Raw genomic sequence first — 17,917 nt, 5'->3', positions numbered from 1 at the left:
TGTATTGAAATGCCTATGCCATTCTTTGCGTCGGCTTCCAACGTGCTAGCTCTGGATCAAGCTTGATACCTTGTGAGGTAAGAAGATTAACACGAGCCAAGTACGCAGCACCGTGCATCAAATGCTTAGCAAGATCGACGGCATTACGCTGTTGGTAATCGTCTAGGTAGCTGTCTTTCGCCCACGCGTTGAATGCGCCAAGTGCCGGGCCTGCCCATACTTGGTAATCCATCTCACGACCTTGTTCGCCCGTGTTTGACCAACGGCTAGAAAGACCCAAGTACCAACGGAAGATCAACGCCATTTTGCGTTTTGGATTGCCTTCAGCGCGTTCGATCTGTTTAGGGTCGCGCTCGTTAAAGTGCGCCACAGTACCAGCCCAAATATCATCCAGTGTTGAACGGAATACTTGCTTCTCTAGCTTTTGACGCTCTTCAACTGGAATCGCTTCAATCGAGTCGTAACGTGTGTAGATCTCGTACAGCTTGTTCGCACGCATTGGGAATAAGGTACCGCGCTTAACCACTTGCAGCTTCACGCCCATTTCGAACATGTCTGCCGCCGGAGCCATAGTCACGTCAGCCATTTCGGTTGTCGAAAGCAGCTTACGTGTGTGTTCGCTCGCGCCAGCCTCAACACACGCTTGGTTGATAGAGCCGGTAACAATGTAAGCCGCGCCCATGTTAAACGTAGCTAGAGCTGCGTCAGGTGTGCCGACGCCACCACCACAACCAACACGCAGCGGTGTTTTGAATTGGTACTGAGCTTGAATCTGTTCTTTCAACGCAAGAATCGTTGGTAACAGGGTTACTAGCGGACGGTTATCAGTGTGACCACCTGAATCGGCCTCTGCAGTAATGTCATCAGCCATAGGAACAAGCTGTGCCAGTTCCATCTGTTCTGCTGTGATTCGACCTTCGTCAACCAAAGCTTGCAGCATTTTCACAGGAGCAGGCTGCATGAATTTACTCGCGACTTCAGTACGGCTTACCTTAGCAATAACCTTGTTGCCAATCTGTATCTCGCCTTGTGCATCACGGCTAAGGCCAGCGGCACGGTAGTGAACGATTTGCGGTGTTAAACCTAAGAAGGCAGAAGCCTCAACTGTTTTCACCTTGTGCTTCAAAAACAACTCAACACTGCCGCGCTCTAGCGCAGGTTCACTTGGGCTGTGAATCAGGTTAAACGCGTAAGGACCGTTTGGTAGTTCCGTTTGGATGCGGTTGATCGCTTGTTCAACGCGAGACGGGATTAAGCCCGCCGCGCCAAATGAACAAAGAATACCAGCCTGACCCAATGCAATTACAAGCTCTTCAGATGAGATGCCGTTGGCCATTGCGCCTGCGTAGTACGCGTATTTTACGCCGTGGCAACGACGAAAATCTTCGTCGCCTAGGCTTTGTGTACCAAGAGCGGGAGCAAAGGCGCTAACAGGCTGGCTGTTCGCAGAGCTTGCTGAATCGCCCGATGCAATCTCTGCTTGTTGACTTACGCCTAAGCCTTTTTCTGGGTGGTTCACTACGTAACAAGCAAGGCTTAGATCTTTCAAGATTGTCGACATTGCTGCGCTATCGAAACGCGTTGTGTTCTCTTCGATCTGCCAAGGCCACGGAGATAGCTTTTCGTTATTGATTGTAGTTTGAGTTGTCATACTAAATTCTTTCCTAATTCTCTGTCTCTAATGGCGGCTTATGCTTTCTTGATACCTGGAGCTTTATCGGTAGCAGGGGCTTCTTCGATACAAATTGCGATGTCTTTCACTTCGTAAATACGCAGACCATCTTTGCTCAGGTTTGCGTCGCCAACGATGATGCGTTTGCCGTCTTCGTCTTTAACCGCAGTGATATGTACATCCAGAGACATCTGTTTGTTCAGAGGGTTAATCTGACCACGGTATTTCCACTTCACTTCAGATTGGATTTGACCAAATTTCGGATTGCGGAAGCCAGCGCCAAGATCTTTGTTTAGCGCGTAGGTTTGCATCAGTTCGATGATCGCTTCGACACCTAGAGAACCAGGCATTACCGGATCTTGATGGAAGTGGAACTGGAAGAACCAATCGCTTGGGTCAATCGTACGCTCAGCGTATAGGTAACCTAGACCGTCTTTACCACCATCGCTTGTGATCTGCACAGTATCGATAAAGTTCAAACGACCGCCAGCCAGTTGGTAGTGTTCTTGCACTTCACCAGTAGCAGAAACAGGTGCATTGAAGTAACGAGTCGTTTTGTCTAGCAGGTTGATGTTTACATCCGGTGTGCGGTTGTTATCAACGTGCCAAGGGTGAGTCACTTTACCGTTGTCCAAACCAAGCTGATCTTTCAGTGCTGCGCCTTTGAAGTAACCAAATACCGCTGTACCTTCGTAGAAAGGCACGCCGTCAGTGCTCAGTTCGAAGCTGAAGCTCTGTACGATGTTAGTGCCCATCATTACGGTTGAAAGCAGACGAGAATCGTTGGTAATCGTTTTGCCACGCAAGTCGACGTTACGCAGCATTTTGCCGCTGCCGTCTAGGTTACGGAAAAACAGCTCTTCACCTGGGAAGCCCAATGTGGTGCCCATGTAGCCAGAGATGAAGCCGTTTGGCTGCAATGAGATCTCCATCAATACCGAGTAAGGCATCAAGGTGTGATGGCTGTTTTCATCAAAGTACCATGCATTTTCTGGCACTTCGTATTCTGCGATACACGATGAAGGTTTCTTGAAGTCGCCACGCTTACCGTCGATTTCAACCACACGTGTAGTTAACTGTAGGTCGCCACATGGAGTACGTGGTGGAATCATCCCGCGATAGATTGAGAAATCAGGGCCGAAACATTTCTCGATATCGCCAGTCGCGAATTCGAACATATGGTAAGGCGTGAATGGAACCGTATCGGGTGTGCGGTTCGGGTAATCAGGCGTTACCGGAGCTTCAACGTGTTGAAGAGGAATCACGCCTTTATTTGGCGTTGTTTCTAGGTCTTTAATTTGCGCCATAAGTGGCGCATTTGCTGAAGCTTGTTGATTCACTGCTGGTGTATGGCCCAAGTTTTCGATAACAGGGGTTGCGACAGCTGTTTCTAAAGAAGGCAGGTAACGAGTACATTCGTCGTCTTCTTTGATCATTACACCTAAGTTTTGGAAATCAACAATCACTTTGCCGTTCAGCAAGATATCGATGTTAGCTTTTGCGTATGGGCGAGGGCTTAAACCAATCTCGGTCACTTCCATGCGGTAAGTCAGTTCTGCCGATTGTGGTAGAACTTGACCACGACAGCGTACTTGTTGAGGCGCATTTTCAAGCGGCTGGAAACGACCATTTTGAACAAGCGTGTGCATGCCAAGGTGCATCATGAAGAATTGCAGCAGTTGACCACAACCTTCTGCCATCAAAGAGCCGGCCATTACTGAGTCATCTTTGAAATGACAAGGGAAGTACCAATGCTCAGGCTCTAGCTGTTTGTGACCTTCAATCAGACCAAGTCCCCATGTGCCGCCTTGCGGTTCAACACGGCTGACCTTTTCGATCATCATGAATTTCTCTGAGCTGAAACATAAAGAAGGTTGGTGGCGATCAGATTGGTGAGTTGGGCCAAAACACTCTGCGATGTTTGCAGTCAGTAGGTGACGCAGTTCTTGGTGGTTAAACTGGGTTTTAGGGCAGTGCAACATTGGGTCGAAGCGTTGCTTAGTTGCAAGCTTACGAGCTTTGATTTCGTCTTCAGTGTGAATCACACCTTTGCCGTCTGCTAGCTCTTCATCAGTGAAGAAGCCTGCACAACCGTTGTCCATTTTCAGGATCATCTTGTCGCCAACGAAACATTCGTACGAGAAGAAGAACAGCAACGTATCGCCATTGCGAGCAAAGCTATTGATTGAGATATCGTAACGCAGCGTATCGCCACCACGAGGCAAGTCGCCAAGGAAAGTTAATGTGCAATCAAGCAGGCGGTAAACACGTTCGCCTTTGTTTTCAAAATCAATGCCTAAGTAGCTAATCAGCATTAGGTCACACTGACCAGATTCTACCGCGACAGCCCAAGGGATCTGACCATCGACAAGATACGGCGCATCAACTGGGATGTCGTATTCTGTGGTCATGGTGCTTGGCTTGTATTCGTTCACTGTCGCGTTGAGCTTGGTTACACGAGATACCAATAGGTAGTCAGTGGTTGGTAAGCGAACGCGGCGCGAGTAGCTATCGATGATCGCGTAGTCAGGACCAAATACATTGGCGATATCACCTTCAGCGTATTCAACCAGATCATCGTAATCCCAGATACATGGCTTACGGATAGGTTTTACTGGTGCTGGCGTCGTAAGTGCGTTTACTGGCACTGACTGAACTTGAGCTGGTTGAGCTGATGTTTCAGCTGAGCTATCTAAACCAGACGTAATTGCGTTTAACTGTGCCTTTAATAGTGCATCAGCCATCTGCATGCCTTGGGCACGAGTGTGCAGGAATGCTTTGTGTACTTGCTGGGCCGCTTGCTGGTTTTGAGCAAAAGCTTGGTTATGTGGTGTTACAGACGGTTGTAATGCTGCATCCGTCTTAGCGTCGATTTGAGACGCGCCATTTTTAGCGGATAGGACATGAGTCATATTGCTGTGGTTACCTGTTAGCTGACTGTGGCGAGTTGGCGCCAGAGTAGGGGATACTGATGTAGGAGTTTCGATTACTGGCTCTACCGCGTTCTGCGCTAATGTTTTCTTCTCTAACTCTTTTTGCGCAAGGGCTGCTTGAATGCTTGCTGTCGTTGGAATCGACGCCACTCTTGCTGCTTGTTTACCAGAAGCTTTCTGTTGAATCGTTGCCAAGTTGGCCACTGGGGTTTGAGCAATATGTTGATAAATATCGCGACCACCGAGAGTCACTTGTTTAACCAACTGACGCTTAGCATCACTTGCCAGTTCACTTCTTAAACGAACAGAAAGTGATTGAGATTCAACACTCGATTGGCTTAGTAGCAGCTGTGAACATTGTCCTTCGCTGATGTTGGCAACAATCGCGTTCTTAGAACTGGCATTCGGATTCAGAGACTCAAGGTTCAGGTTGAGCAGACCGTGTAGCAGGCTTGCCATGCCAGAAGCTGCAGAGCAGTGACCCACACGCTGACTTGCTTGAGTTGTCTTTGTGCTCCCTAAACTTAGAGACGAAGACTGATGTAATGAAGATTCAGGTGCATGGTTAAGCTCAAGCAGAGAAACATCGTTTGAGCTCATACCGACTTGAGTCAGTAACTCATCAGCAACGGCATTGTTACGCTCGCTTGAACCAAAGGCCAATGCGTTGATACTGCCGTAAGCCGTATCTTGGTTAGTCGTTACTCGACTCTCTTCAACAAGAACAATTGCACCTGCGCCTTCGCCCACATTCCAACTGCCGTCTTGCGGTTGTCCGAATTTTGGAGCAAGTGACACTGGGGTCACGCTGTTCTTCAGAATCACATGTTCTGCACTGCCGCTTAGGTCAACGGCTGCAATCACGACTGCGTCCATGGATTCTTGCGACATCAAATTTTGTGCGACATCAATACAACGAGCAACCGACTGTTCAGCGGCTGAAATCGTAAAGGCAGGGCCATTAAAGTCCCATAATGAAGAGATACGCGAAGCCATGATATTGCCGATGAAACTGGTGTATTGGTTCAGCTTGGCTGCGTCCATCACACTGTCCATCGCGATGGTTTCTAGCGCTTGGTATTCATCTTGTGTTAGCTCAATACCCATGTTGGCAAAGCTGTCAGCCAGTTGGCTATGCAGGTTTACGCGTCCACGGAATTGGTGCATCTCAAGCTCAGTTTCCATTGCGACGAGTACAGCAACCTTTTGACCAGCAACAAGCTTGGAATCTTTGATCGCTTCGTCTGCAACTTTCATCAGTAGCAACTGCTGAGAGATCAAACGGTCATCTTCATTTGGCGGCACTTTGAAGCGAAGGAAGTCGAGATCGAACTGATCGATGTAGGCTCCGTTTGGAATACCATGTAAACCAAACTGATTCAGTAGTTCTGGATGTTGGTCTAAGCCTTTCCAGCGTTTCTTAGGTAAAGCAATGAAAGCATCGTCGTTGGTTTCAATCGCAGTGCTCAGCGCGTTGATACTTTGCAGAGAACCGAAGTGCGATGCGAGACCAGTAATGCTTAAATTAGACGGTTGTAGGCTTGGAGACGTTGAGTCTAGAGCCTGACTTACATGACTGGTGTCTGAATACGCTTCAAGCAGTAAGTGTGCGTTACAACCACCGAAACCAAATACAGAAACACCTGCGCAGCGCTCTGGGTTACCCGCTTTACTTGGCCAAGGTTGAACCTGTGTTGGCAGAGTTTGTGAACCAAATAAACCTTCTGGCGACGATAGTGGCTTGTCCAAATTAATACTTGGAGGAAGTACACCTTCTTTCATCGCAAAGATCATTTTCATGATCCCTGGCATACCTGCCGCAGTCAGCAAGTGACCGAGGTTGGACTTCGCAGAGCCAATTAATGGCGGGTTAGAACCATTCAATTTGTCAGCAAAGAAACGCTCCATTGAGGTTAACTCAACCTTGTCACCTAATGGTGTACCGGTTGCGTGACACTCAATCACTTCAATGCTGTCTGGTGATAGGTTTGAAGCCTCGTAAGCGCGTTCAAAGGCTTGGACTTGTCCCTTGCTATTTGGGCTTAATACAAACTGGCCTCGGCCATCGTTCGACAAACCAATACCGCTGACGACTGCGTAAATATTGTCGCCATCACGCTCTGCATCAGCTAAGCGTTTTAGGACTAAAACCCCCGCACCTTCGCCAGCAAACAGACCTTTACTGTTGCTATCAAACGGAACCGACACACCGTGGTCAGGGTAAGCGTGGAAGATGGAGAAACCCATGTTGATAAAGAATGGGTCAGCACCGGATACCGCACCTGCCAACATCATGTCGGCTTTGCCCGTGTTCAAGTAATCACACGCTAACTTCAATGAATACACTGAGCTTGCACATGCCGCGTCTAGGCTAAGCTGCACGTTGCCTAGACCCAATGCATCAGCCACTAACTTAGAGGCGTTATGTGCAGCAGCGCCGTTGATCGGGTTGAGGTCTTGAGCGGTTTCATTGGTTGGTAGCAGTGAAAACTGGTCATTAGCCAATTTATCTTTTAGTGCTTTCTCGACCACCGAGTGATACATCGGCAGAAACAGATCGTTTGAGTGTGTGGTTGGGAACGAAAGGGCACCCATGATCACGCCTGTGCGCTCTAAAACATCGGCATTCAGATCAATACCTGCGTCGAATAACGCCTTACGACTCGTGTCCAAAGCCCATAGGAAACTCTGGTCAACACCGTTGAACGATTCTGCTGTTAAGCGGTAGCCATTGCTATCGAAATTGAAGTTTTCGATGTAGCCGCCTTTATCACAATAAAAGCGATCCGACTCACCTTGCACGCCCTGATAGCTTTCAGGTTTAGCGCCTAACTTTTCAGCGCTTAATGTGGTTCGAGAATCTTTTTTATCTAGCAAGTTTTGCCAAAAGTCTTTTGGCGTATCGGCTTCAGGGTATTGGTTAGCAATACCAACAATCGCGATCTTATTGCACTTCACTTGCTGTTTGTTCTGAGCCTGATATTTATATTGAGATGGTTTCGATTGAGAACTCATACTAGCTCTCCTTGATGATTCACTGCACTGCCTTGAGACACACCATTTAATTGCTTAATGGTGGTGATCTGTTGTTCTAGCCCTTGAATAAGAGGCTCGACAGACAGTGGAATTTGATGAGTAATGAGCTGACCAATGCATTTGATGAGCGTGACAACATCGTCACCGCCTTTGGCATTGGAAGCGATTGTGCAGTATTGGTCGGCTACGTTGTCGCTACGATTGATCTTGTCGATCAATGTGCTGGTTTGACGATCGGCACCTACTTCGACAAACAGACGCGCACCTTGTTGACGCGCACTCTGGATCAACGCGGTGAAATCTAACGTTGAACAGAAAGTGTCGGCAATCGAAAGGGCGATACTATCGCTGTCGATATTGATTGGTGCACCAGTCGGTAGACCTGCTGCGCTGATAAAGCGGATATGCTTTGGCAATTCGTCGAACAGTGCTTGCGTGTAAAACTCACGCACTTGGCTATGTTGGCTCAATGCAGGTGTCGTGTGCATTGCGGTAACACGGTTTGCGGCAATGCCACGTTTCCCCAGTTTTTTGAGTAGTGCACGACAAGTATTTTCACAGCCAGCAAGTACGCAAGTGTCACCTTGGATGATAGCGAGATAAGCGCGTGGGAATTCTGGTAACAGAGCCTCAATCGCTTGCGCATCAATGCGAACCACAAAGCTATTCCACTGGATGCTTTCGTCGCTGTTCAACTGCCAATCTTGGCGCACTGCTGTGAGTTCACCAGAAATAGCCGTCGTGAAAATAGGGCTAGTTTGAGTCATCTCAATCAGCGCATGTGGGTTTTTCCAAACATTTAAGCTCGCCCACATGGAGGCTTCACCCTTGGAGTAACCCAAAGCGAAGTCTGGCTGCACTTTGAACTCATCACACAGCAGTTGTGTTAACAAATAACTACTGCCGACGCCTGCAATTGCCAATTCACTGAGCGACATTTCTTGCGCGTCTTCAGCATAGGTTTTTTCAGCCTGCAGCATCTCTTTCAAGTTACCTTCACGTTCTAAACGAGCAAATAACTGTGGGAAATGGTGGTGAAATTCGCGCAACATACCGGGATAAACCGTGCCAACACCTGGGTAAACAAATGCAACACCACCTTTGCTTTGAGGCATCGGTGAGAAACAACTGCCCGCTGGGGTTTTGTATTGGCTACTGTCAGCCATTACTTTTGGCAACGCATTTTCTAGCGCTGTGATCTCTTGTAGTGCTGCATCAATTGAAGCCGCTTGAATCACGATGTTCGCGTTAAGGCCAGCATTGTGCTGAACGTTTTGGAAGTGACTTAGGTTTGAATGCATTAAGGTGGCGATAGCAATTTCGCTGTCAGCCGAATCGCTAATGTAGTTAAGCTCATCTCTTAATGAGGCTAGCTGAGAAACCAATTCAGCTTGGCCATTGCCAGAAACCACGAACATCAAACGTTCGCTAGATAGCAATGGTTTTGGTTCGTGCAAACCGGTCGCTTGAGTCAATATCAGGCTGGTGGATTGTTGGCTATCGTCACTGAAAGTTAACGCAGCAACACGTGCTTTGTTCGGCTCAGTGAACCAGTAATGGTTAGGTAATGAATAACTCGGCAATGAACGGCTCGATATCGCATTAACCATATTCAACAATTCATCAAACTGCTGTGAAGCAGAGAGTGCTGAGTGTTGCTGTTGATGGCTTAAATCTGTAGCGGGGCGGCGTGCAATATCCAGAGAAAGCTGAACGCTATCTTCGGTAGCTGCATCTACAAAACTCGCTAGATAAGCGTGTGGATGAATCTTATTCTGAGCAGCGGTCAGTGCACTCAACATCAACAATGATGGTGAGTGAGAATCCAAACCAAGCTTAACGACATTACCTTGATTGACTGCCTCAATTGCTTGAGTAAGTGCTTGATTAAAATTGCCATCAACCACAACAGAAACCATTTCAGGGAACGAGGGGAATAAGTCGGCAGAAAGCTCAGCCGCGTTTGCTGGCTGAGCTAAAAGAGCGATGCGCAATGGCATCGCTTTATTCGTAGGAACAGTCACTATGACAATTGCTCCTTTTCTGGGTTCTTAGTCGCCTCTTTCTTCGACACTGCTGAGCTAGATTTCGGTAAAAATGCGTCATTTAAGCTCTTGCTGATAGTGACTTTGGCACCTTTCATTACTGCGCTTAAACGACCATCTTGGTGGTAAAGCGAGATATCAGCCTGCAGTGAACGAGCCGTGCTTTTTATTACGCTCAGCTCTAGCCAACCTTGGTCACCATTGTGCATCGGTGCGTAGCAAATAAACTCACCGATTGCAGACGGTAGGCTTGCCGCGCCGTACTTCAATCGAGCCCATACCAGCATGGCTTGCAACAGATAATCTTCAGCAAATGGCTGGCTATCACCAAAACCTTGCTTAGGAATAAATGACCCGCAGTCGCTGTTTTCAATCTGAGGCAACTGGCATTGAGCCAATAAGCCTAAGTCGTCAAAACGTTCAACTGAGGTAATACCTTGCAGTCTTGGTCCATGAAACAGAGTGCCGTCGCTGTATAAAGCTTGTGCCGTTGTTACAGGTGCTGAAGTGTTGGCTTCAAAGCGCTTTGTCGACGCTTGTTGAACATCTTCAGACACTTGCACAGAGGCAACTTGCAACTGAGCTTGATACTGTGGTCGCCCTTGGCAACTGATCACTGCTTTTAGCTGACCTTTTGATTTAGCATCAGAGGAAAGAACCAGTTTCAGCTCTTGCACTGCATCAGTATCAAAAATCACACCTTTCAGCAGTTTGTAGTTGTGAACGCTAACGTTCACCCCTAACAGTTGCTCAGCGACTTCACGCATCCATTGGATGGCACACACTGTCGGTAACACAGGGTTACCGGCAATGCAGTGATCTTGAATGAAAGGCAATGCCTTTGGATCAAGATGACGTGTCACAGTGATGCTTGTATTCAGCGGACTCTTTGCAAGATGCACAGACTCCGCATTAAGCTTTTTTACAGCAGCTTCCTTGTTGTCAGAACCTTGCATGCTCGTACCAACCAGCAGTTGAATGCCAGTTTCGTTCAGTAGTTGAGAACTAAATAGCTCTGCACCCGCCTGAAGAGGAATAACGTACACACCGCGCTCTGTAAACATACGTTTCAGTGCTGCGTTGACCATGCCACCGTCCCACGGTCCCCAGTTGAAGCTCATCACTTTCGCTTGAGGGTTACGAGCAGACAATTGCAGAGCCGCTTTGTTTAGGATTTCGTTAGACATCGAGTAGTCACTTTGGCCTGTGTTTCCGTAGAAACCCGCCGCCGAAGAGAACATCGCAATCAGTTTTAGCTTGCTGCTATCAAGACCACCAAGAACCGCTTCTAGTCCGCCCACTTTCGTGCCGTAAACCATGTTCAGTTCATCAAGTGTTTTATCTTGAATGTGCTTGTCAGCCAGTACGCCTGCACCGTGGATAAGACCTGTGATGCCTTCGAAATTCGCCAGCGTTTTCGCTACTGACTCATGGTTCGATACATCTAGGCTTAGGTATTCAGCGCTCGCGCCAATCTCGTTGAAAGCGGCAAGTGCTGCGTTGATTTCAAGGCTGCTCAATACCGGTTTTAGCAAGGCATCAACTTTTTTCGGCGTTGGCTTGTCACCTGTTGCTTGTAGGTGAGCGATAGCCGCTGGTTTTAGCTCTTTCTCTTGCCTGCCTTGTGCCCACTGAGGTAGCTCAGCTGAAGTAATATGCTTACTACGACCTGCAAGAATGAAATGAGATTTACATTGCTTAGCAAGCGTCAGTGCACATTCAAACGTCACGCCTTTAGCGCCACCAGTTACGAGAACTTTGTCGCTCTTGGTGAGTTGAGCGCCTGTGTTTTTAGTTTGTGCAGCGCCTGGTGTTGTCGCAATCAGTGTTGCACGACCAGATTCACCGTTTTCCGCATGGCTAAGGCCGATTTCAACCGTGTTGGTATCGATATCGAACAGTTCGCCTGTGATAGCTTCAGCTAGGTGACGAGCATCAATCGAAGCGTCAGCATCCAATGCACGGCAGAACACGTTTGACCATTCATGGCTCAGTGTCTTAGTTAGACCAGACAGCGCTGCTTGGTTAAGTTCCGCATTCATCAATTGCTTAGTATCTAGGTAACCAAAGCCACCATCGATACGGCTTAGTGTGAAGAACACGCTGCGACCAGAAACGGTATTCAGCTGACCATTTAGGTGCTTGGCGAATAAGAACGCTGTTGTCAGTGAAGCTCTGGAGTCTGCATTCAAGTTAACCGCTCGCTCGTTGCTTTGTTTTGCATCAGCGATAGCTTGTAGGTGAATGAAGCCTGTAATCACTTTGTTCGACGTTTTAAGGTCTGCTTCGATGTCGTTAATAATCGCAGTCACACCAGCATCATCGATACTGTTGAGGGTGTAGCTTGCGATCTCACTGTTTAAAGGTGACGCGGCAGAAAGAGCACTACGCACTACAGCAACTTGAATGCCGTTAGCGGTCAACTTTTCTGCTAGAACACCGGCGTTGTGACCATCATCTGTGATCACGACACAAGCGTCTTTTGAGAAACAATCGACGAGTTTATCTGCCGCTGGTAGCTTTTTTAGCGCCACCTCATTGTGTGGAGGAAGTTCAGCTGTCGCTGTTTCTGCGATAGGCGTTACTGATTCCGTTTTTGGAGTCGCTACGGGAGCAGCAGCGGATAGCTTGCTTTGCATGTAGGTAACGATTTCACCAAGCGTACGACACTCAGCTAAGTCTTCAGGGTTTAGCTCTGGCAGCGTTGGTAGCTGGTCTTGAACTGTACCTAGAATTTCAACGCGTTTAATCGAATCGATGCCGAGGTCAGCTTCCATGTCCATCGCTAGGTCGAGCATTTCTGCTGGGTAGCCAGTTTTATCGGCAACCACTTCCATCATGGTTGATTGAACGTGAGCAGGATTTAGGTCGTTGCTCGCGCTTTCTACAGCGGCTGTAGCTGCTACTGTCGTAGTTTCCGAACTAGGAGCTAACTTGCTGTTCATGTAGTCAACGATTTCGCCCAGAGTACGACACTCTGCGAGGTCTTCAGGGTTCAGCTCTGGCAGTGTTGGGAGCTGGTCTTGAACTGTACCAAGTATCTCAACACGTTTGATTGAGTCGATGCCAAGGTCTGCTTCCATGTCCATTGCTAGATCGAGCATTTCTGTTGGGTAGCCCGTTTTATCCGCCACTACGCTCAGCATTGTGCTTTGAACTTGTTCTGCGTTTAAGCCGTTTGATACTGCTTGTACTGGAGCAGATACTGTAGCCGCTACTGGAGCCGCTACTGGAGCAGAAGCCGGAAGTTTACTGTTCATGTAGTCAACAATTTCACCTAGAGTACGACACTCAGCGAGATCTTCAGGGTTTAGCTCTGGAAGAGTCGGTAGCTCGTCTTGAACCGTACCTAGAATTTCAACACGCTTGATTGAATCGATACCAAGGTCAGCTTCCATGTCCATTGCTAGATCTAGCATTTCAGTCGGGTAGCCCGTCTTCTCTGCGACTACTTCTAACATGGTTTTCTGAACGACAGCCGCATCTAAACCGCTAGCTGCTTGAACTGAAGTTGCTGCAGTTTGAGCGACTACAGGAGCAGAAGCCGGAAGCTTGCTGTTCATGTAGGCAACAATCTCACCAAGAGTGCGACACTCAGCTAAGTCTTCAGGGTTTAGCTCTGGAAGAGTAGGCAGTTCATCTTGAACCGTACCTAGAATTTCAACACGCTTGATTGAGTCGATACCAAGATCTGCTTCCATATCCATTTCTAGATCAAGCATTTCCGTTGGGTAACCTGTCTTCTCAGCAACCACTTCTAGCATGGTTTGTTGAACGAGTTTTGCATCAATACCATTAACTACAGCTGTTACTTGAACTGGTGCTGCTTCATTAGTTGAAACACCAGAAGGCATCTTGCTGTTCATGTAAGTAACGATTTCGCCAAGAGTACGACACTCAGCTAAATCTTCAGGGTTCAGCTCAGGTAGGTTTGGCATTTCGTCTTGAACGGTACCAAGAATCTCTACGCGTTTGATTGAGTCGATACCAAGGTCTGCTTCCATGTCCATTTCTAGATCAAGCATTTCCGTTGGGTAACCCGTTTTCTCAGCGACCACTTCTAGCATCACTTTTTCAGCATCTGCTGATTGTACTGCTACTGGTGCAGCCACAGGAGCCGGTTGTGCTTTAACTGGCACAGGCTGAACTGCAACCGGTGCTGCTGCTTGAGCGGCTACTTGTGGTGCAGGAACGGCTTTCTGTACTGGCGTAACTTGAACAGACTGAGCTTGAACTGGCGCGGCTTGGACAGGAGTCGCTTGTACTTGAGCTACAGGCTGTTGGACGATAGCTGCAGGAGTCGCTGGAGCTTGAATCGCTGGTTGAGCATTTGCTGGCGCAACGAAGGTTGGTTGTGCCGTTTGTACTGAACCTTGCGCCAGCATATTAAGTGCTGAGTTGTTGCTGTGCGCTTGCATTTCTAGGTAATGAGCGTGAGCTTTTAGCGTCTCAGCTTGGTGCTGGTGGAACATCTCCATAGAACGCTGTAGGTTCTCAGGAATTGCTACGCCTGCTGTTGCCATTTTCGCTTGCTCAGACATTAGGGTGTTGAACGTGTCACCGTATTGCTGAGGAATCGCCAAGAATTGCTGATGTACTTCTGCTGCTTGTTGTTGAGCATTGAAGAACGATTGCAGTGAAGACTCATCAACTGTTACTTGAGCTGCTGGCTGAATAGTCGCTGGTGCAGGTTGCGCCATTTGAGGCTGCTGAGCTGCTGTTGCTACTTGCACACTTGGTGCTGGAGCAACTGACGGTTGTACATTTGAAGCTTGAGGAGCAGCCACAGGTACTTCAACGATTTCTGTTTTAATCACTTCTTTTTCCACGATTTTCTCGACTTCAACTTTCACTTCAACAATCTCAGTCTTTTCGGTGACGTTGCCCGAAGCCAATGATTGATCCATTTTCTTACGAGTAGCAGGGCTGATGTAGTTGGTTGCATTCAGCTTGATGTTCATTGGTGATGCCTTTGCAGGTTCAGCAATGTCAGCTTGGTAAGGGTCAATGTTGTCTAATGAAACACCTGCCACGCACAGTTGAACCGCAGCTAAACGAAGCTGTTGGTCACTATCGCCTTTAGGGCTTGGGTTGATACTGATTACGTGAAGCTCTTCGTTCTTATCAGCCAATGTTTTTTCAACCAGCTTTTGAAGAATGTTTTTAGGACCGAACTCAACGAATACGCGCGCGCCTGCTTGATACATCGCTTCAATTTGCTCACTGAAACGAACCGATTGCAGCATGTGTTGCTTGAACGCTTTCTTGATCGCTTTCGCGTCTTTGCTGTGCAGTTTGCCCGTTGCGTTTGAGTACAGCGGCAGCGTTGGAGCGCTGAATGAAGCTTTATCAATTGCAGTAGCAAATGGTTTCTGAGCGTGAGCAACAAGTGGTGTGTGGAAAGCACCAGATACTGGCAGAGCAATCGCTTTGAAGCCTTGTTCAGTTAGCGCTTGTGCTGCTTGTTGAACCGTCGCAGTTGGACCTGCAATAACCAGTTGAGTCGGAGCGTTGTAGTTGGCAATGCTCACGCCTTCGAATTGGCTGATGCAGCTTTCAACGGTTGGAAGTTTGTCTGCGTCTAAGATGACCGCAAACATAGTACCGCTGTCGCCTTGTTCAGGTGTCGCTGCCATCGCATCGCCACGAGCGAAAGCTAGTTGGTAGTAATCGTCTTGCGAGATAACACCCGATGCGCATAGTGCGCTTAGCTCACCAAAGCTGTGGCCTGCCACCATGTCTGCTTTGAAGCCAGCTTGAGTCATGATGTCGAACTGACCCATAGACACAGTACCAATCGCACTTTGCGCATTGGCCGTGTTGGTTAACACCGCTTCTTGAGCTTTGGTTGCTTCTGGTGTGAAGGTTGGAATTGGGAATAGAATTTGCGATAGAGCCGCCTTCTTGTGCTGACCAAATACTTGATCCGCTTGAGCAAGCTGTTGGCGCATCTCTGGGTAATGACAAGCAAGCTCGCGACCCATGTTTAGATATTGCGAACCTTGACCTGCAAATAGCGCTGCTACTTTACCAGTGCCGTTTTCAGCAATCAGTGCCGACTCACGGTAGCTAGTGCCGTTTGGCATCTGCCAATGTGTTTTGGTTTGGCTCTCAAGCATAGAAACCGCTTGAGTCAGTTGCGCTTGAAGGTCTGCTTGGTCAGTGACAACTAAACCAAGACGAGCGTGCTTAGCATCAACTTCGCGTAAAGCGTGTTGTTCAGCAAGCGCTTCCAGTTTGAACGCAGCATCTGCAGTTTGAGTTGAAACCTGCTTGAGCTCATTGATCAATGCTTGACGAGATTCAGCGCTGAATAACAGAGTCTGAGGTACTTGGCGTTGGCGGTATTTGTCACCGCGAGCGTGCTCTGGTGTGTACTCTTCTAATACCACGTGGAAGTTAGTGCCACCAAAACCAAATGAGCTGATACCTGCACGGCGTGGTGTGCCGTCGACACGTTTCATCCAAGGACGAGTTTGTGTGTTTAGGTAGAACGGCGAGTTTTCGATATCCAGTTTAGGATTCGGGCTCGACACGTTAATGGTTGGCGGCAGTACTTTGTGGTGCAGTGCTAAGGCAGCTTTTATTAAACCTGCAGTACCCGCGGTTGATTTGGTGTGGCCAATCTGAGATTTCACAGAGCCTAACGCAATGTGTTGCTTCTCTTCATTGTTCTCACTGAATACCGAGTTCAAGCCACCAAATTCAGCCACATCACCTGCCGCTGTACCTGTGCCGTGCGCTTCCAAAAGGCCAAGCGTGTGCGGTGCGAAACCAGCATCATCGTAAGCACGTTTCAGTGCTTTTGCTTGTCCTTCAGGGCGAGGCGCGTAAATACTCTTGAACTTACCATCCGAAGAAGAACCGACACCTTTAATCACAGAGTAGATTCTGTCGCCGTCGCGCTCTGCATCTTCAAGGCGCTTAAGAGCAACCATGCCGATGCCTTCACCAATCATCATACCTTTTGAATCGATGTCGAAAGGTTGAATGGTTTCGTTTGTAGTGAATGCTGGGGTTTTAGAGAAGCTCATGTACATGGTTGGTGAGTTATCAGTACACACACCACCTGTAATCATCATTTCACTGCGGCCTTCAACCAGCTCGCTCAGTGCCATGCGCATTGCGGCTAGAGAACCAGCACACGCAGCGTCTACCACACAGTTGATGCCACCAAGGTCAAAGCGGTTAGCGATACGACCTGAAATTACGTTACCCAATGAACCAGGGAATGAGTTCTCTTCCCAGTGGATGTATTGGTCTTGGAATTTTTTGATCAGCATTTCGCTGTCTTCGTCGTTGATGCCACTGCTCTTGAAGACTTTTTTCAAAACAGGGTATTGGAGACGAGCATTCAAGCTTTGAGCGATCTTCTGACCACCGCCAACACCGAGTGTAATACCGATCTTATCGCGATCGTAACCTTCAGGAAGTTTCGCATCTTCAAGTACTTCTTTTGCCACGATCAGAGAAAGCAGCTGTGAAGTATCCGTCAGTTCTAGAATATTTGGCGGAAGACCGAATTCCATTGGGTTGAAGTCAACTTCTGGGATGAAACCGCCGCGCTTACAGTAAGACTTGTCTGGCGTAGTACGATCTGAATCGTAGTAATCTTCTGGGCGCCAGTGCGTATCAGGCACTTCGGTAATTGCATCGATCTTTTCGCTGATCAAATCCCAGAATTTGTTTAGGTAGCGAGAGTTCGCAAACATGCTTGCCATACCAACGATAGCAATTGGCATGTCTTTTAGGCGTTTATTAAGTCGAGTGTCGTCGACTGATTCCGGTGTATTTTTTTCGGGTTGGCTCATTATGAGTCTCCACTTGAAATCACTGAGGGCGATGTCGTGTTTTGAGGCTGCGCTTTTAAATAAATCGAAAATAAATCTGAGACAGATTTGGGCAAACGCAGCTGAAGAGTAAGGCTACCGAAAGTCGGCCACCTGACTGAAATAGGGGGTGCGAAGTACAGTGACTTGCAGGGGTTGATTACGTTTTTCATGCGAGAAGAGGGCATTCGAATGTGAGGTTAATGTCCATTTAAATCCTGTCCAAAGTACTGCTTTATGCAAAGCAGGTATCCGCAATAAAAACGTGTGAATTTGTTTAATGGTTGAGCAGGCTACCCGAGGTGAGTGGTTGATACAATGCTCCCAGAGGCCACTATGATCTGTTCAGACCAGATGATTTCATTGAACTTTTGTTTTTTGTATTTTTAATGGAATTAACTT

The 17,917-nt window shown here is 47.9% G+C and carries 4 protein-coding genes; all 4 read right to left on the bottom strand.

Going from position 1 to position 17,917, the window contains the following annotated elements; translation table 11 throughout:
* Window positions 1-13 precede the first annotated feature (13 nt).
* Genes pfaD through HRQ85_RS18680 form a run of 4 tightly spaced genes read right to left on the bottom strand, consistent with a single transcriptional unit; the run spans window position 14 to window position 17,497 of the window.
* On the bottom strand, window positions 14-1,651 hold the full coding sequence (gene pfaD / locus HRQ85_RS18695; RefSeq protein ID WP_172380343.1) for an eicosapentaenoate synthase subunit PfaD: 1,638 nt from the start codon (window positions 1,649-1,651) through the stop codon (window positions 14-16).
* 38 nt (window positions 1,652-1,689) lie between these two features.
* Window positions 1,690-7,620, bottom strand: coding sequence for a hotdog fold thioesterase (locus tag HRQ85_RS18690; RefSeq protein WP_172380342.1), 5,931 nt, complete (start codon window positions 7,618-7,620; stop codon window positions 1,690-1,692).
* A complete protein-coding gene (locus HRQ85_RS18685) occupies window positions 7,617-9,665 on the bottom strand; it encodes a PfaB family protein (RefSeq protein ID WP_172380341.1) in 2,049 nt (682 codons plus the stop codon). The genes HRQ85_RS18690 and HRQ85_RS18685 overlap by 4 nt, the downstream gene beginning before the upstream one ends.
* The gene (locus HRQ85_RS18680; RefSeq protein ID WP_172380340.1) at window positions 9,665-17,497 is read right to left on the bottom strand and encodes a type I polyketide synthase; all 7,833 of its coding nucleotides are present in this window, start codon (window positions 17,495-17,497) and stop codon (window positions 9,665-9,667) included. Before HRQ85_RS18680 ends, HRQ85_RS18685 begins: the two co-directional genes overlap by 1 nt.
* Between the last annotated feature and the right edge of the window lie 420 nt (window positions 17,498-17,917).

The organism is Vibrio sp. Vb339, from assembly GCF_902751245.1.
Taxonomy (GTDB): Bacteria; Pseudomonadota; Gammaproteobacteria; order Enterobacterales; family Vibrionaceae; genus Vibrio; species Vibrio coralliirubri.
The sequence above is the reverse complement of the archived record's forward strand: the minus strand, read 5'-3'. Positions and strand labels throughout refer to the sequence as shown.